This window comes from Sphingomonas sp. FUKUSWIS1, assembly GCF_000733135.1.
Lineage (GTDB): Bacteria > Pseudomonadota > Alphaproteobacteria > Sphingomonadales > Sphingomonadaceae > Sphingomonas > Sphingomonas aerolata.
The window spans coordinates 16,023-33,481 of the sequence record NZ_JPJC01000206.1; the positions used below are offsets into that span (position 1 = coordinate 16,023).

General features: G+C 69.2%; 13 protein-coding genes. 7 read left to right on the forward strand and 6 right to left on the reverse strand.

All coding sequences use genetic code 11. The features are described from left to right. The 3 genes from sphsw_RS12260 to sphsw_RS12270 form a co-directional block, all read left to right on the forward strand. On the forward strand, positions 1-403 hold a 403-nt coding region (locus sphsw_RS12260; RefSeq protein ID WP_031440870.1), incomplete at its 5' end, for a serine hydrolase. A gap of 78 nt (positions 404-481) precedes the next feature. After that, complete coding sequence (gene polA / locus sphsw_RS12265; RefSeq protein ID WP_031440871.1) at positions 482-3,256, forward strand: DNA polymerase I; 2,775 nt, start codon at positions 482-484, stop codon at positions 3,254-3,256. Between the two features lie 118 nt (positions 3,257-3,374). After that, the gene (locus tag sphsw_RS12270; protein WP_031440872.1) at positions 3,375-4,892 is read left to right on the forward strand and encodes a lipopolysaccharide biosynthesis protein; all 1,518 of its coding nucleotides are present in this window, start codon (positions 3,375-3,377) and stop codon (positions 4,890-4,892) included. Between the two features lie 33 nt (positions 4,893-4,925). On the opposite strand, the gene purH is transcribed toward sphsw_RS12270, so the two are convergent. From purH to sphsw_RS12290, 4 genes are all read right to left on the reverse strand, one after another. Next, the gene (gene purH / locus sphsw_RS12275) at positions 4,926-6,488 is read right to left on the reverse strand and encodes a bifunctional phosphoribosylaminoimidazolecarboxamide formyltransferase/IMP cyclohydrolase (RefSeq protein ID WP_031440873.1); all 1,563 of its coding nucleotides are present in this window, start codon (positions 6,486-6,488) and stop codon (positions 4,926-4,928) included. A gap of 253 nt (positions 6,489-6,741) precedes the next feature. Beyond that, the gene (locus tag sphsw_RS12280) at positions 6,742-8,445 is read right to left on the reverse strand and encodes a heparinase II/III family protein (protein ID WP_031440874.1); all 1,704 of its coding nucleotides are present in this window, start codon (positions 8,443-8,445) and stop codon (positions 6,742-6,744) included. A 29-nt stretch (positions 8,446-8,474) separates the two neighbouring features. Then, positions 8,475-9,134 (reverse strand): ribulose-phosphate 3-epimerase, encoded by a 660-nt coding sequence (gene rpe, locus sphsw_RS12285; protein ID WP_031396295.1) that lies wholly within the window; start codon positions 9,132-9,134, stop codon positions 8,475-8,477. A gap of 71 nt (positions 9,135-9,205) precedes the next feature. Beyond that, positions 9,206-10,483: an RsmB/NOP family class I SAM-dependent RNA methyltransferase gene (locus tag sphsw_RS12290; protein WP_031440875.1), complete on the reverse strand. Its 1,278-nt coding sequence runs from the start codon at positions 10,481-10,483 to the stop codon at positions 9,206-9,208. Between the two features lie 102 nt (positions 10,484-10,585). On the opposite strand from sphsw_RS12290, the gene sphsw_RS18920 reads away from it, so the two are divergent. Continuing rightward, positions 10,586-10,744: a DUF1674 domain-containing protein gene (locus sphsw_RS18920; protein WP_081874308.1), complete on the forward strand. Its 159-nt coding sequence runs from the start codon at positions 10,586-10,588 to the stop codon at positions 10,742-10,744. Between the two features lie 229 nt (positions 10,745-10,973). Next, a complete protein-coding gene (locus tag sphsw_RS12295; RefSeq protein WP_235188384.1) occupies positions 10,974-12,803 on the forward strand; it encodes an AsmA family protein in 1,830 nt (609 codons plus the stop codon). Positions 12,804-12,849: 46 nt separating this feature from the next. On the opposite strand, the gene sphsw_RS12300 is transcribed toward sphsw_RS12295, so the two are convergent. Then, positions 12,850-13,827: an NAD(P)H-dependent glycerol-3-phosphate dehydrogenase gene (locus sphsw_RS12300; protein WP_031440877.1), complete on the reverse strand. Its 978-nt coding sequence runs from the start codon at positions 13,825-13,827 to the stop codon at positions 12,850-12,852. Continuing rightward, positions 13,824-14,852, reverse strand: coding sequence for a tRNA (adenosine(37)-N6)-threonylcarbamoyltransferase complex transferase subunit TsaD (gene tsaD, locus sphsw_RS12305; RefSeq protein WP_031440878.1), 1,029 nt, complete (start codon positions 14,850-14,852; stop codon positions 13,824-13,826). The genes sphsw_RS12300 and tsaD overlap by 4 nt, the downstream gene beginning before the upstream one ends. A gap of 75 nt (positions 14,853-14,927) precedes the next feature. Between tsaD and hemC the strand changes: the two genes are divergently transcribed. Then, entirely contained in the window at positions 14,928-15,836 is a 909-nt protein-coding gene (gene hemC, locus sphsw_RS12310; protein WP_031440879.1) for a hydroxymethylbilane synthase, read from the forward strand. Further along, positions 15,833-17,459, forward strand: a 1,627-nt coding sequence (locus sphsw_RS18385) for a uroporphyrinogen-III synthase (RefSeq protein ID WP_052380931.1), incomplete at its 3' end; no start/stop codon positions are given. The genes hemC and sphsw_RS18385, both read left to right, overlap by 4 nt.

A 17,459-nucleotide genomic window follows, 5' to 3' on the forward strand; every position in this document is an offset into this window, starting at 1 on the left:
CGCCGCACTCGACGCCTATGTCGCCAATCCGCCCGATGGCGCCGCGCCGATCGCGATCGCGGACGCGCTGGCCCGGCTCGCGCGGGGCGAATTGCTCAGCGCCAGCTCGACGCAGGTCCTGCTCGACACGATGGGCGCGTCGGTCACCGGCCGCGCCCGGCTGCGCGCCGCGCTGCCCGCGGGGTGGCGGATCGCGCACAAGACCGGCACCGGCCAGGATCTCGGTCCCCGCAACGCCGGCTTCAACGATGTCGGGCTCCTGACGGCGCCCGACGGCAAGCGCTATGCGATCGCGGTGATGATCGGCGACACGCTGCGGCCGATCCGCGAACGCCAGATGCTGATCCAGGCGGTCGCCGCCGCGGTCGCCGCGCATGCCGGTGGCGCCCGCCCGTCGGTCTGAGATTTTCCTCACACCTGATACCCAACAACCACGCTTCGCCCATTGGTCCGCGCGCGCGCATCCGCTAGACCGCGCGCGATGCCCCATCTCTATCTCGTCGACGGCTCCGGCTATATCTTCCGCGCCTATCACCGGCTGCCGCCGCTTACCAACAAGCATGGCGAGCCGGTCGGCGCGGTGTACGGCTATACCACGATGCTGTGGAAGCTCGCGGACGAGGTCCATGCCGCGGATGGCCCCACCCACATGGCGGTCATCCTCGACAAGTCGTCGAAGACGTTCCGCAACGATCTCTACGACAAGTACAAGGCGCAGCGTCCGCCCCCACCCGAGGATCTCGTCCCGCAGTTCCCGATGATCCGCGACGCGACGCGCGCCTTCTCGCTGCCGTGCATCGAGACCGAGGGGCTTGAGGCCGACGACATCATCGCCTGTTATTCGAAGGCCGCGCTGGCGCAGGGCTGGTCGGTCACGATCGTCTCGTCGGACAAGGACCTGATGCAGCTGATCGAGCCCGGGCTCGACATGTACGACACGATGAACAACCGCCGGCTGGGCGCGGAGCATGTCGCGGAAAAATTCCACGGCGTCACCCCGGCGCAGCTCGGCGACGTGCTCGCGCTGATGGGCGACAGCGTCGACAACGTCCCCGGCGTCCCCGGCGTCGGCCCGAAGACCGCCGCCAAGCTGATCCTCGAACATGGCGATCTCGAATCGGTGCTCGCCGCCGCCGAGGGGATGAAGAAGGGCAAGCTGCGCGACAATCTGATCGAGCATGCCGAGATGGCGCGGCTGTCGAAGGTGCTGGTCACGCTCAGATGCGACGTCGCGCTGCCCGAGCCGCTCGAGGATCTCGAGCTCAAGGGCATTCCCGACGCACCGTTGCGCGCGTTCCTCGATCATCACGGCTTCAAGTCGCTGATCGCCAAATTGTCGGCCGTCGCCGAAGCACCGGTCGCCGAGTCGACCGTCGTCGCGGACATGGACGCGGACGAGCCGTGCAAGCATGACGATTACGAGACCGTCGTCGACGAGGCGGCGCTCGACCGCTGGATCACGCTGGCAAAGCATCAGGGCTGGATCGCGATCGACACCGAGACGACCGGGATCGACGCGACGCGCGCCGACCTGGTCGGGATCAGCCTGGCGCTGCATCCGAACCTCGCCTGCTACGTACCTATCGCGCATGGCGGCACCGATTTGCTCGCGGAAAACCCGGCCCAGATCGACCGCGCGGTCGTGCTGGCGAAGATGAAGCCACTGCTGGAGGATCCGAGCATCCTCAAGATCGGCCATAACCTGAAATACGACATGATCGTCCTCGCCCGCGCCTATGCCGCCACCGGAGGCGTGACGATCGCGCCGTTCGACGACACGATCCTGATGAGCTTCGATCTCGACGCGGGGCTTCACGGCCACGGCATGGACGAGCTTGCCGCGACGCACCTTTCGCACACCTGCATCGCGTTCAAGGACGTGGTCGGCACCGGCAAGTCGCAGCGCAGCTTCAACGAAATCGACCTCAAGGCCGCGACCCATTATGCCGCGGAGGACGCGGACGTGACGCTGCGCCTGTGGCGCCGGTTCAAGCGCCGCCTGCCCGCCGAGGGTTCGACGCGGGTCTACGAGATGGTCGACCGCCCGCTCGTCCCCGTCATCGCGCAGATGGAGATGCACGGGATCAAGGTCGACGCCGCGAAGCTGTCGAAGCTGTCGACCGAGTTCGCCGCGCAGATGGCGAGCCTGGAGACTGAGATTCACGCGCTCGCCGGCGCGCCGTTCACGATCGGCAGCCCCAAGCAATTGGGCGACGTGCTGTTCGAGAAGATGGGCATCAAGGGCGGCCGCAAGGGCAAGTCCGGGGTCTATTCGACCGACGTCACCGAACTCGAGCGCATCGCCGCCGACAAGGATTCGCCCGGCGCGGTGATCGCGCGCAAGGTGCTCGACTGGCGCCAGCTCTCGAAGCTGAAATCGACCTATACCGATGCGTTGCAGGCGCAGATCAACCCGGCGACGGGTCGCGTCCACACGTCCTACTCGCTGACCGGCGCGCAGACCGGCCGGCTGTCGTCGACCGATCCCAACCTGCAGAACATCCCGATCCGCACCGAGATCGGCCGCCAGATCCGTGACGCGTTCGTGGCGGAGCCCGGCAACGTGATCCTCGCCGCCGACTACTCGCAGATCGAGCTGCGACTGGCCGCGCACATGGCCAACGTCCCCGCGCTGAAACAGGCGTTCGCGAATGGCGACGACATTCACAGCCTCACCGCGCAGGAGCTGTTCGGCGAGGTCAACCGCGACACGCGCGGTCGCGCCAAGACGATCAACTTCGCGATCCTCTACGGCATCTCGCGCTGGGGGCTCGCCGGCCGGCTTGACGTGTCCGCGGACGAAGCACAGGCGATGATCGACCGCTATTTCGATCGCTTCCCCGGCATCTCCAGCTACATCGTCGACACCACCGAAAGCGTCCGCGCGACCGGGTTCACGACGACGCTGTTCGGCCGCAAGACGCATTTCCCGCGGATCCGCTCGAAGATCCAGCACGAACGCCAGGGCGCCGAGCGCGCCGCGATCAACGCGCCGATCCAGGGGACGAGCGCGGATATCATCAAGCGCGCGATGGTCCGCATGGGCCCTGCACTGCTCGAAGCCGGGCTGCCGAACGTGCGCATGCTGCTCCAGGTCCACGACGAACTCGTGTTCGAACTGCCCGAGGGCGATGTCGAGGCGGCCAAGCCCGTCATCGAACGCGTGATGGCGACCGCGGCCGAGCCGGCGGTGACGCTCGACGTGCCGCTGGGGATCGAGATCGGCACCGGCCTGAGCTGGGGCGCAGCGCATTGATCGCGCGGGGCGGCAGCCGGCCACGCCCGGCTGACTCGCACAAGCGCGGCCGGCGGAGCCTTCGCTCCGACCGACGACGCGGCCGTGCCGCGGCGCGGCGCACCAGCGGCGCCCGCCCGTGACCGAATCGACCAAGGATATCGACACGCTCGCCAAGGGCGGTCGGACCAACATTGCGGGCTTTGTCCTCCGCCTCGCCGCGCGCATCCCGTTCCTGTTCATCGCGGGCCGCATTTACGGCCCGGACCTGGTCGGCCGGTTCGCGATCGCGGTCGTGGTGGTCGAACTCGCCGCGCTGCTGGCGACGCTCGGGCTCAAGCGCGGTCTCGCGCAGGCGCTGAGCAGCACCGAGCGGCCGCACGCCTATGTCGTGTGGGATGCGATGGCGGTGGCGTTCGTCGCGTCGCTGATCGCGAGCGCGGTGCTCTTCACCTTCCCCGAGATCATGTATCCCAATACGGCGATCACTGGGCTCGACCGGTTCCTGCCGCTCATCATCGTCGCGGTCGCCTGGTCCGACGTCAGCCTGGCAGCACTCGCCTATCGGCTGAACGTCAAGGCCGCGGTCACCGCGCGCGCGGTGGTCGAGCCGTGGACGATCTCGATCGCCGCCTGGGCCTTTTCCTATTTCACGATCCGCGACGGGCTCGTGCTGAGCTATGTCGCGTCGATGACTGCGGCGCTGATCGCCAGCCTCGTGCCGTTCGTGCGCAGCTACGGGCTGCCGCGCGGCTGGTCGCCGCATCTGCGCCCGCTCTACGCGCTCGCCCGCGCCAATGTGCCGCTGGCGGGCGCGGACATCCTCGAATGGGGCAGCCGCAACGTCGACCGCTTCATCCTCGGCGTGATGTTCGAGCCCAAGGTCGTCGGCATCTATTATATGGCGCAACAGGTCGCGAGCCTGCCGCAGAAGCTTAAGACAAGCTTCGACCCGATCCTCGGCCCCGTCATCACGCAGAGTCTTGCGGTCAACGACCGCGCGGCGATCGCCAACCAGGTCCGCCAGGTCGCGTTCTGGATCATGGCGGCACAGGGTGGCCTCGCGCTGATGGGATCGATCCCCGGCGAGGCGGTGATGGGCGTGGTCGGGCCGCAATTCGTCGCTGGCACCGCCGCGCTCGCCTTCCTGCTGACCGCCGAATTCCTCGCCTCGAGCGGCGCGGTCAGCGAATCCGCGCTCGTCTATATCGCGCGGCACCGCAATCTGATGATCTCAGCGGTGATGCTCGCCTTCCAGATCGGCCTCAGCTTCGCGCTGATCTTCGCGATCCGCCGGCTTGGCTATCCGGTCAACTATCAGGCCGCAGGGCCCGCGATCGCGCTCATGATCTCGGTCGCGCTGACCTCGATGATCAAGTCGCGGCTGCTCGGAAGCCTGCTCGGCGCGAGCGTCTCGCCGTGGCGCTGGCCGCTGGTCTGGGCGGCGCTTGCCGCGATCGTCGTGGGCACGGGCTTTACCGCGCTACCCAAGCGGCTCGAATGGGTCGAACTTGCGGTCGGCGAGCCGGCGATCGCCGCGACCTATCTCTTCATCCTGTGGAAATGGGCGTTCGGGCCCGCCGACCGCGCCCTGTTCGCCAAGACCCCCGAGCCCAGCGAAGCGACGCTGCCGCGGAGCGGGTCGCCGGTCCGCTGATCCGGCCCCCCGAAGCCGGGGGGCCGCCGGCGATCAATGCCGGAAGTGGCGCATCCCGGTGAACACCATCGCCAGCCCCGCCTCGTCCGCCGCCGCGATCACGTCGGCGTCGCGGATCGACCCGCCCGGCTGGATCACCGCGGTCGCGCCCGCCTCGACCGCCGCGAGCAGCCCGTCGGCAAACGGGAAGAACGCGTCGGAGGCAACCGCCGAGCCGATCGTCCGCGGCGTCGCCCAGCCCGCCTTGTCCGCCGCATCCTTGGCCTTCCACGCGGCGATGCGCGCGGATTCGAGGCGATTCATCTGCCCCGCACCGATGCCTGCCGTGCTGCCGTCCTTGGCATAGACGATCGCGTTCGACTTGGTGTGCTTGGCGACGGTCCAGGCGAAGCGGCAGTCGGCGAGTTCCTGCGGCGTGGGCTGGCGCCTCGTCACCACCTGCAACTCGCCGGGCGTGCCGTTGTCGCGCCCCTGTACGAGCCAGCCGCCCGCGATCGACTTGGCGGTGAGCCCGGCGCGCGCCGCATCGGGCAGGTCGCCGGTCAAAAGCAGACGCAGGTTCTTCTTCGCGGCGAACAGCGCGATCGCCTCCTCGTCGGCATCGGGTGCGACGACGACTTCGGTGAAGATGCCGGTGATCGCGCGCGCGGTCTCGACATCGAGGCGGCGGTTGACTGCGATGATCCCGCCGAACGCCGACACGGTGTCGCAGGCGAACGCCGCGGCATAGGCCTCCTCGAGCGTCGCGGCGGTCGCGACGCCGCACGGATTGGCGTGCTTGACGATGACGACCGAGGGGGCGGCATCGCGGAACTCGGCGACGAGCTCGAGCGCAGCGTCCGCGTCGTTAAGATTGTTGTAGCTCAGCGCCTTGCCCTGCACCTGACGCGCCTGGCCGATGCCGCGGACACCATCGGTCGCGGTGTAGAAGGCCGCCGACTGGTGCGGGTTCTCACCATAGCGGAGCGCATCGCCGCGCTTGAGCGTGATCGGCAGCGTGGCCGGAAACTGCTCGCCCTGGTCGACCGTGCCGAACCAGGTCGCGATCGCCGAGTCATAGGCGGCCGTGGTCGCGAATGCCTTGGCGGCGAGGCGCTTGCGGTCGTCGAGCGTCGTGCTGCCGCCCGCAACCAGCGCATAGTCTGCGGGATCGGTGACGATCGCGACATAGGCGTGGTTCTTGGCGGCCGAGCGCACCATGCTGGGGCCGCCGATGTCGATATTCTCGATCACCGTGTCGCGGTCCGCACCCTTCGCGACGGTCGCCTCGAACGGGTAGAGATTGACGATCACGAGGTCGATCGCGCCGATCTGGTGCTCCTCCATCGACGCGGCATGCCCCACATCGTCGCGCACCGCGAGGAGGCCACCATGCACCATCGGGTGCAGCGTCTTGACGCGGCCATCCATCATCTCGGGAAAGCCGGTCAGCTCCGACACGTCGCGCACCGTGAGGCCTGCCGCCCGCAGCGCGGTGGCGGTACCGCCGGTCGACACCAGTTCCACACCGTGGCTCGCAAGCGCGGTGCCGAGATCGACGATCCCGGTCTTGTCGGAGACGGACAGGAGTGCGCGCTTTATCGGGATGCTGGTCATGACAGGTCTTTCGTGATCCGGGTTTCGCCGTGCGGCGGGCCTTAGCGTCGGTTGGGGTTGGGGAACAGGGGGCGGGTCGCGCGCAGATGTCGCCGTCTCGCGCCACGCCACGAATATAGCACCTCCCCGGCGGAGGCCGGGGTCCAGTTGGGGAACGTCGCCAACCTAAGACGGCGCTTCGTCATCGCCACCTTTCCAACTGGACCCCGGCCTCCGCCGGGGAGGGTGATTGTAAACGCTCTCGGTTTGGCGCTCAGGCCTTTTTCAGTGCCCAGCTCACGCTCGCGCCGCCCGCCGCGGCCTCGCCGGTGATCATCAGTTGCTGCGTCGCGACCGGGCGGCCGTCCGCGTCGATCCAGACGCTGTCCTCGACCACCAGCGCGCCGCCGCGGCAGCGGAACTGCCAGATCGCGCCGCCCGGCAGGCGGAGGATCGCGCCCAGACCGTCCGCGGTCGGCGACACCTGCACCCCCGCACCCAGATGGAAGCGGATCGCGAACAGCGAAAGGCCCAGGCGCCGCTTGCTGCCCTTGGGCAACAGCGCGTCTTCGCCCCGTAATTCACGGCCGTCGCCGGTCAGCATCAGCTGCCGGCGGTGCACAAAGCCCCAGCGCCGGACATAGCCGTCATGGCTCGCTTCGATCCGGCTCGCTGCCTCCGATTCTTGCCGGCTCAGCTCGACTTCGGCAACGCCGCGGCCGAGCGTTCCGTCGGCGTGGATCGCGGTCGAGTTGCTGTCGGCGATCGTCAGCGTCGAATGCGCGGCGGTCGACCGCAGACCTTCGACCATTGCCGGCGGCAGTTGCGCGATCCCTGCCCGTGCGCCGCCGCAATTGACGACAAGCCGCGCCGGGCCATCGGAGAATTCGAACGCGAGCGTCGAAGCGCACCCGCCTTCGACAAGGCGTGCGACGGGTGGCGGCGCGGCGTCGACGATCAGCACCGAGGAGGCCGCCGCCAGCCGCTGATAGCCCCAGTCGCGCGCCTGGCGGAGCGGCCGGGTCCGGATGCCGCTCGCCTCGATCACCGCGGCGACCTGAGTCTCGCTTGCGGGGCCCCCGCCCTGCCAGCTCGACAGCCCAAGATCGCCATGCGTCACGCCGAGCAGCGCCGCGACCATCCTGGTGAGCGTCGTCGCGACGGGCTCGGGCAAGGCCAGGTTGCGTGCAAGGTAACTGTCCTGGAGCAGCGTCAGAAGCTGGATCGAATCGAGCAGCATCGCCGGGCTGCGCGAGACCGAACCGCCATCGTCGAACAACCCGGTGCCGAGCGCGCGCAGCAGCCCGGCCTCACCGAACGCGCGGCGCGGGTCACCGCCCGGGATCAGCAGCCCGGCGGCGACGACGCCGCACCATGCCGCGATCCGCGGTGCGCCTGCGGGCACCTTGTCCGCGCTTCGATCGAGGTGCAGCGCGCCCCGCGCGAGCGCGTTCAGCACCTTCGAGCGGTAGACTAGGTCAGCCGACGACAGGATCAGCGGCGCATGCGCGGTCCAGAACAGGATCCGCCTGCCCCAGAGGTCCGGCCGCCACGCGATCCCGCCCGGCGTGTCGGCATAGGCGGTCAGCCACAGCCCCATCAGATATTCGGCGATCGGTGCCCCGCGTGCGCGGGTTGCGACGGTCGACAGGTCGCGCAGCCAGGCAAAGCTGTGGAAATAGTCGGCAAAGGGACCGGGCAACGGCTTTGCCAGATCGAGCGTCTCGATATCGCGCGCCTCGCCGCGGAACGACAGCAGGCCCTCGAGCAGCATCGTGCCCCGCGGGATGTCACCGAGCACCGGATCCTCGGGGACGGCGATCAGCTTGAGCGGATAGCGCCCCTTGAGCCGCAAGGCATGGAGCGGCGTACGCCAGGTCAGGCGGTGAAAGCGCTCCGCCAGCCGGTCAGCGAGCGACAGCCCGTTGTCGCCGCCGAGCCGGATCAGGCGACGTCCTTCGTCGATACCGTCGAGCATTGGATCGGTCACGGGATCGGGCTGGTCGGTCAATCGCCCCTCAATGCCGCGATGTTGGCGGCATATTGTGCCGGCCCCCCGCGAAACACCGACGTCCCCGCGACCAGCGCGTCCGCACCCGCATCGATGCAGCGCTTCGCCCATTCGGCGTCGACACCGCCATCGACCTCGAGATCGATCATGCGACCGCTCTTCTCGATCATCGTCCGGATCGCGGTGATCTTCTTGAGCTGGCTGGGGATGAAGCTCTGCCCGCCAAACCCGGGATTGACGCTCATCACGAGCACGAGGTCGACCATGTCGAGCAGGTAATCGAGCATCTTCGCCGGCGTGCCGGGACAGATCACAACGCCCGCGCGCTTGCCGAGCGACTTGATGTGCTGGAGCGAGCGGTGGATGTGCGGGCTGGCCTCGTAATGCACGGTGATGCAGTCCGCGCCGGCCTCCGCGAACGCATCGAGATACGCATCGACGGGGGCGATCATCAGATGGACGTCGAACGGCTTGGCGGTGACGCCGCGCACCGACTTCATGACCGCGGGGCCGAACGAGATGTTGGGCACGAAATGCCCGTCCATGACGTCGATATGGATCCAGTCGGCGCCGGCCGCATCGATGGCGCGGACCTCCTCACCCAGTTTGGCGAAGTCGGCGGACAGGATCGAGGGGGCGATGCGGACGGGTTGCATGAATTTGTCCTAGCGGGGGATTCACGTGGCGCGAAGGCCTTCAATCCTCCCCCAAAGCGGGGGAGGAATGATCAGGCGCGCTTCAGACGGGTGATGAAGAAGCCGTCGCAACCGCCTTGTTCGGCGAGCATGCCCGGCAGCGTGCGGACGGTACCGGTGTCGGTCGGCGTGATTCCGGCGGGGAGCTCGGCCTGGTCGACCGGCACGATCGAATAGTCGCTGCGCGCGGCGAGGAACGCGTCGAGCTGCGCCTCGCCCTCCGACGGTTCGAGCGAGCAGGTCGCGTAGACGAGCGTACCGCCGGGCTTCACCCAGTCGGCCGCGCGCGCGAAGATCCGCGCCTGCAACGCCGCGGTCTCGGCGATGATCGAGGGGCGGACGCGGTGGAGCACGTCGGGGTGGCGACGGAAGATGCCGGTCGCGCTGCACGGCGCGTCGATCAGGATCGCGTCGGCGGGCTCGGCGGGCGCCCATTCGAGAAGGTCGGCGTTCACCACCTCGGCCTTCAGATGCGTGCGATAGAGATTCTCGCGCAGACGTTTGATCCGGCTCTGCGAATTGTCGACCGAGGTGACGGTCCAGCCCGCGGACGCGAGCTGCAGCGTCTTGCCGCCGGGCGCCGCGCACAGATCGAGGACATGGCCCTGCCCCTTGCCCAGCAAGCGCGCGGGAAGCGAGGCGGCGATGTCCTGCACCCACCAGGCGCCGTCGCCAAAGCCCTCCATGTCGGGGACCGAGGCGTGATCGCCGAGCCGCAGATGCCCGGGCATGAAGCTCTCGCCGCCAAGCTTTTCGCGCCAGCCTTCGGTTTCGGCGGGGTCTGCGATCGTCAGGTCGAGCGGCGGCGGCGCCGCGATCGCACGGCCGGCATCGTCGACCATCTCCTCGCCCCATGCGGCTTCCCAGCGCAGCTCGACCGGAGCGGGCAGCGTGGGCACCTCGGGTAGCAGCATGTTGGCGCGGAACAGCGTCCCGAACACGCCGTGGACGAGCTTGCGCGGACCGCCATCGACCAGCGGCAGCACGGTCGAGATCGCGGCGTGCGACGGCGTGCCCAGGATCAGCACCTGGACGAGTGCGATCCGCAGCGCCATCCGCGCCTTCGCATCGTCGGGCAGATTGGTCTTCGTGACCGAATCGATCATCGCGTCGAGATCGGGGAGCCGGCGCAGCGTCTCGGCGGCGATCGCATGCGCAAGCCCGCGATCGGGTCCGTGGATCGCGCGGGTCGCGGCGGGCAGCGCGGATTCGAGCGACTCGCCGCGGCGGAGAACCGCATCGAGCAGGCGCAGCGCGGCGCGGCGGGTGGGGACGCCAAGCGGCTCGGGGGCGTGGGTGTAGTCGGGCATAAGAAGGTCCTTCGCGTTCAGGTGCCGCGCGCTGCATTGGCAAGTCGCACGGCGCGCCCCATGTGGCGGTTACGACGCCAACACGCAATCCGGAGAGCCATGATGGGCCAGCGCCCCGACCATGTGAAGCCACCCGCCTATCTGTCGAAGGATACACCGGTGCCACAGCCCGAGCCGATCGTGCCCGACAAGGACCCCGAACCGCGCGACCCGACGCGCTATGGCGACTGGGAACTGAAGGGCATGGCGATCGACTTCTGACAAGTGGCCCGCTTACCCCCCGGCGGAGGCCGGGGCCCAGTAGGAGAGGTGGGCGTAACGTAGCGCCGCCGTTCGTTAGCGACGTTTCCCAACTGGGCCCCGGCCTTCGCCGGGGTGGTGTGTCGATCGAAACGACGGGTAAATCTGCGGCAGCGGTCCTGACGCAGGCGGAACGTATTTCACGGCGGCGCGTCGCGGTAGGATGAGGGGATTCTTCGCAAAACGCTGGGTGAAAATCACCGGCATCGTCGTCGCTGGCGTGCTGGTGCTGGGGTTGATCGTGCTCGCTGCCTTCCCTTGGGGGTCTCTTAAGGGGGTGATCCAGCGGCAGCTCACCGCGCGGTTCGGCCGGCCGGTGACGATCGGCGGGATCGAGCGCGTCGACACGTTCGGGTTCAACCCGACAATCCGGATCACCGACGTCCGTATTCCGCAGGCGGAATGGGCCGGAGCGGGCGATTTCGTTCAGCTGCGCGACGCCGAAGCCACCTTTTCCGGGCTCGCGTTGCTGAAAGGTGCGTTCGGGCCGCGCGACGTGAAGGCGCGCGGACTGCGGCTCGTGCTGGTCCGCGACAGGAACGGCCGCACCAATTGGGAACGCCCGGGCAAGCCGAAGGGCGGCGGGAGCTCCACCGACCTCGACGGACTGACGATCAGCGACAGCGTGATCGCCTATCACGACGACAAGCAGGACCGGTTCGTCACCGCACGCTTCGCCTCCGATCCGGTGCACGGCATCCGCGCGGCCGGCAACGGCACGATCCGCGGTGCGGCGGTGCGGATCGCCGTGGCGGGGCCTTCGGTCGAGCGGTTCCAGGGCAAGCCCTGGCCGTTCACCGCGTCGATCGACGGCGACGCGCTCTCGATCACAGCGAAGGGCCGGATGGACCACCCGCTCGACACCGACGCGATGGAGCTCGACGTGACCGCACGCGCGACCGACCTCAAGCTGATCGACGCGGTGATCGAGGCGGGGCTGTTCCGCACGCAGCCGGTGTCGTTCTCCGCGCATGTCCGCCACGACCAGCCGAAATGGACCGTCACGCAGCTGAAGGGCGTCGTCGGGCGGTCCGATTTCACCGGGCATGTCAGCGTCGACAAACAGGATGGCCGGAGCAAGGTCGACGGCGCGATCGTGTCGCGACAGTTTGATTTTGGCGATCTGGCGTCGGACGAGGGGAAGGCGAAGGGGGCCGCGCTCGAACGCGCAATCGGCCCGCGGCTCGTGCCCAATACGCGGATCGATATCGGCAAGATCGACACGACCGACGCGCGGATGGCGTTCCGGATCAAGCGGATCGTGAGCGCCAAGGGCGCGTCGCCGATTCTGTCCGCCAGGGGCGTGCTGGCGATCGACCACCAGTTGCTGACGCTCAGCGACCTCGACGCGCGATTGCCGCATGGCCGGGTCGAGGGGAAGCTGACGGTCGACCAGCGCGGCGACCGCAAGGTGCCGATGGTCGATATCAACCTGCGGCTGCGCGGCAGCAGCGTGCAGGATCTCGCGGGCGGCGGCGGCGATTTCAGCGGCAATGTCAGCGCGCGCGCACGACTGAGGGGGCCGGGCACGACGATCCGCGCGGCGGTCGGCAATGCGAACGGCACGATCGGTTTCGTCGCACGTGACGGGCAATTGCCGCAGGGGATCGCGGCGGCTTTGGGATTCGATGCCGCGCGCGCGCTGCTGGCGAAGGATGGCGAGCGCGCGGGGCTGCGCTGCGTCGTGCTGAAACTCGACGTGACGCGCGGCCATGGTCGGATCGATCCGATGATCGTCGACACGACCGCCAGCCTGATGCGCGGTCAGGGGAGCGTGGTGTTTCCCGGCGAGACGCTGAACATCCGGCTGACGGGCACGCCGAAACAGCATGCGCTGCTGCGCGTGCCGGGCTCGGCCTATATGACCGGCACGATCGAGCGGCCGGCGGTAACGATCCCGCCCGAGGTGAAGTCGGTCGGCAACATCTTCAAGGCGATCGGCCGCGCGATCACGGGAAAACAGGGCCCGACTGCGCGCGATGCGGATTGCTCGGGGCTCGCGGCGCGCGTGCTGCGCTAAACCGATCCTCCCCCGCCAGGGGGAAAATGAAGCAATCGCCTCCTAATCAGCCCGCCTCGTCCTTGAGCGGTCGCGCGAGCAGGTCGCCGATCACGTCGCGGACCGGGGCGCCTTCGAGCAGGCGGCAGACGGCCTCGGTGATCGGCATGTCGACGCCCGCGTCACGCGCGGCCTCGCGCAGCACGGGGGCGGTGAATGCGCCTTCCGCGACCGTACGGCGATCAGCCAGCAACGCGGCGGCGGCCTTGCCGCGCCCCAGCCCGACGCCAAGCGAGAAATTGCGCGAACTCGTCGAGGAACAGGTGAGCACCAGGTCGCCGAGCCCCGACAGCCCGGCCAGTGTCTCCGCACGGGCGCCGCGCGCGAGCCCGAACCGCGTCATTTCGGCAAAGCCGCGCGCGATCAGCGCGGCACGCGCATTCTGGCCGAGCCCGGCCCCCTCGACCACACCGCAGCCGATCGCAAGCACGTTCTTCACCGCCCCGCCAATTTCCGCCCCCGCGACGTCGGTCGACGCATAGGTCCGGAAATGCCGCGCGGCGAGCCGGGTCGCGAGCGCTTCGCCAAGCGCCTCGTCCTCGCAGGCGAGCGTCACCGCGGTCGGCAGCCCCGCCGCCACCTCATGCGCGAAGGTCGGCCCCGACAGCACCGCGATCGGCGCGTCGGGATGCACCGCACGGGCGACCTCGCCGACCAGCCGCTTGCTCCCCGCCTCGATCCCCTTGGCGCACAGCACCAGCGGGATGCCGCTGATCGGCGCGGCGGCGAGCACGCTGCCGACATGCTGCGCCGGCGCGACGACAAGGATCGCGTCCATGTCCGCCAGCGCGCCGAGATCGCCGGTGGCGCGGATCGTCGGCGACAGCGCGACGCCGGCGAGGAACAGCGCGTTCGCATGGGTCGCGTTGATCGAGTCGACGACGGCCGGCTCGCGCGCCCACAGGATGACGTCGCGGCCTTCATGCGCGGCGACCTGTGCCAGCGCGGTGCCCCAGGCGCCGCCACCAATGACGCCGATCCTCATGCCTTCACCCCTGCGCCGCGCACCGCCTCGGCATCCGGATCAAGCGGCCAGCGCGGGCGGGCCGCGGTGTCGAGCGGGTCGGTCAGTCCGGCGGCGAACCGCTCCGCCCCGGCCCAGGCGATCATCGCCGCATTGTCCGTGCACAGCCAGAGCGGCGGCGCGACGAACCGCAGGCCGCGGGTCGCGGCAAGCGTCTGCAGCGCGCCGCGGACCGCGCCGTTCGCGGCGACCCCACCCGCGACGACCAGCGCGGTGGGCGTGACCGTCAGCCCGTTCAGCGCCCTGGTCGTGCGGTCGATCAGGCAATCGACCACCGCGGCCTGGAACGACGCGGCGATATCCTCCGGCGGATAGTCCCCGACGACCCGCGCGACCGCACTTTTGAGACCGGCAAAGGAGAAATGCGGTTCGGCCGAACCCTTGAGCGGGCGCGGCAGCGGCACGGCCTTTGGATTACCCAGCGCGGCGGCGCGCTCGACCGCGGGACCACCAGGAAAGCCGAGGCCGAGAATCTTGGCGGTCTTGTCGAACGCCTCACCGGCCGCATCGTCGATCGTCGTCGCGAGTCGGCGATACGCGCCGACCCCTTCGACCAGCAGCAACTGGCAATGCCCGCCCGATACCAGCAGCAGGAGATAGGGGAAGGCGAGATCGGGATCGGACAGCCGCGGCGACAGCGCATGGCCTTCCAGATGGTTGACTGCGATCAACGGCTTGCCCGCGGCATGCGCGAGCGCCTTGCCGGTGACGAGCCCGACCATGACCCCGCCGATCAGCCCCGGCCCGGCCGTCGCAGCGATCGCATCGACATCGGCCAGCTTGAGCCCCGCATCGGCCAGGGCCGCGACGATCAGCGGCTCGAGCGCCTCGACATGCGCGCGTGCCGCGATCTCCGGCACGACCCCGCCGAACGGCGCATGTGCCGCCTCCTGCCCGAGCAACCGGTGCGCCAGCACCTGTCGATCGGCGGTGACGAGCGCGGCGGCGGTTTCGTCGCAGGAGGATTCGATACCCAGAATGATCATCCCATATCCCTATCGCGCCGGACAAGGCTTGTCCTCACGCTTGTCGAACGCGCCGCGTTTCTGCATGCAGGCGTCATGACTAGTTTTCGGCTCGGCACACGCGGCTCGCCCCTCGCCCTCGCGCAGGCAGGCATGGTGCGCGACGCCTTGTGCGCCGCGCATGGCTGGTCCCCGGATCGGATCGAGACGGTCGTGATCCGTACCACGGGCGACCGTGTGCAGGATCGCGCGCTCGCCGAGATCGGCGGCAAGGCGCTGTGGACGAAAGAACTCGATCGTGCGCTGCACGACGGCGAGATCGATTGCGCCGTGCATTCGATGAAGGATGTCGAGACGATCCGCCCGCAGACCCTGCAGATCGCCGCGATGCTGCCGCGCGCGGACGTGCGCGACCGGCTGATCGGCGCGGAAACGCTTGCCGATTTGCGCCAGGGCGCGGTCGTCGGCACCAGCTCGCCGCGGCGACGCGCGCAGATGCTGCGATCGCGCCCCGATCTCGACATCGTCCTGATCCGCGGCAACGTCGATACGCGACTCGCGCGGGTCGCGGCCGGCGACATGGACGCGACGCTGCTTGCCGCCGCCGGGCTCGATCGTCTCGGGCGGACGGCGATCGGTCATGCCATCCCGACCGACATCATGCTGCCCGCACCCGCCCAGGGTGCGGTCGGGATCGAGACGCTGGTCGGCAAGCCGGCACAGGCGATCGTCGCGGCGATCGATCACGCCGATACCAGCCTGTGCGTCCGGACCGAACGCGCGTTGCTCGCGCGGTTGGGGGCGGATTGCCATTCGCCGGTGGCAGCCCTTGCCTCGCTGGCCGGCGAGACGCTGACGCTGCGCGGCGAACTGATCGCCGAGGACGGGTCGTGCGACGTCGCCGGCGCGATCGAAGGCGGGATCGACGAAGATCTTGGTACCGCACTTGCGCTCGACCTGCTGACCCGCGCCCCCGCCAGCGTCCGGCGCCTGTTCGCCGCATGACCCGCGTCGTCGTGCTGCGCCCGGAGCCGGGCAACGCCGACACATGCGCCAAGCTTCGCGGACTGGGGCTCGAGCCCCTGGCGATGCCGGTGTTCACGGTCGTGCCCGTCGCCTGGACGCCGCCCGACCTCGGCGGGTTCGATGCCGTTCTGCTGACCAGCGCGAACGCGATTCGCCATGGCGCCCTGCCCGACACACTCAAGGCGCTGCCTGTGATTGCGGTCGGCGACGCCACGGCCGCCGCCGCCCGACGCGCCGGCTTCAGTGTCGCGGTGACCGGCACCAGCAACGTCGATGCCGCGATCGACACAGCGCGGGCGTCCGGGTTCGACCGCCTGTTCCACCCGGCGGGCCGCGATCGCAGACCGACCGGCCCGGGCGTCGTCGCGTGCACCGTCTATGCGAGTGACGCGCTGCGGATCGGCGATAGCGTGTTGCCTCGGCACGAAGACCTGCTCGTGCTGATCCATTCGCCCCGCGCCGCGCATGCGTTCGCTGAGCATGTCGCACAGGCCGGCGTCGACCGGTCGCGCATCACGATCGCGGTGATCAGCCAAGCCGCGGCAGACGCGGCGGGCAGCGGCTGGGCCGCGCTGGTCGTGGCGGAGACTCCCACCGACGATGCGCTTGTCACGATCGCCGCAAAGCGCGCGATTGACCCTGACGCGCGTCGCGGGGATAAGCGCGTCATGAGCGACCACGTGCCGATCGAGCGTCCCCGGGCACGCGGCCCCCGCCTGGGTGTTATCATCATAGTGATCGGACTGGCTTTTATCGCCGGATCGGTGGCGATGGGCTATGCGCTGAAAACGATGCCATGGTTTGGTCAGCGCACCGGTCTGACGGCCGCTGGATCGACCACGGCCGCTGCGGCATCGGGCAACCCCGATTTCACCCCCGCGCAACCGCTCAACGCCAATGGCGAACAGCCGCGGGTCGACACCGCAATGCTGGCAACGCGCGAGGCGACGCTGGCGGGCCAGCTCACCGCGCTCGAGGCCCGGACCGCAGCCGTGTCGAGCGACGCGATGGCAGCCGGTGGTCAGGCGACCCGCGCGGAAGGCCTTATGGTCGCGTTCGCCGCGCGTCGGGCGATCGAGCGCGGTGTCGGGCTGGGCTATATCGAGGAGCAGCTGCGGCTGCGCTTCGGGCGCGCCCAGCCGCGCGCCACGGCCGCGGTGATCCAGGCCGCGCACCAGCCGGTCACGATCGAGGATCTGCGCCAGGGGCTCGATACGATCGCGCCGCAGATCACGAGCACCAACGGGACGACCAATGACAGCTGGCTGCAGACCGTGCGGCGCGAATTCAGCAACCTGATCGTGCTGCGCGAAGAGAGCATGGCCTCGCCCATGCCCGCCGACCGTCTTGCACGGGCGCGTCGACTGCTCGAGGCCGGCCAGGTCGAGGCGGCCCGCGCCGAGGTCGAGCGCCTGCCCGGCGCGACGCAGGCGAGCAACTGGATGGACGCTGCCCGCCGCTACATCGTCGCGCGCAAGGCGCTGGATATCCTCGAGAACACCGCGCTGATGGGCCAGGCGGGCCAGCCCCAGCCCACCCCGATCGTGGTCACCACCCCGGTGCTGCCACCGGTCGCGACATCGACGCAGAGCGAGGCGCCGG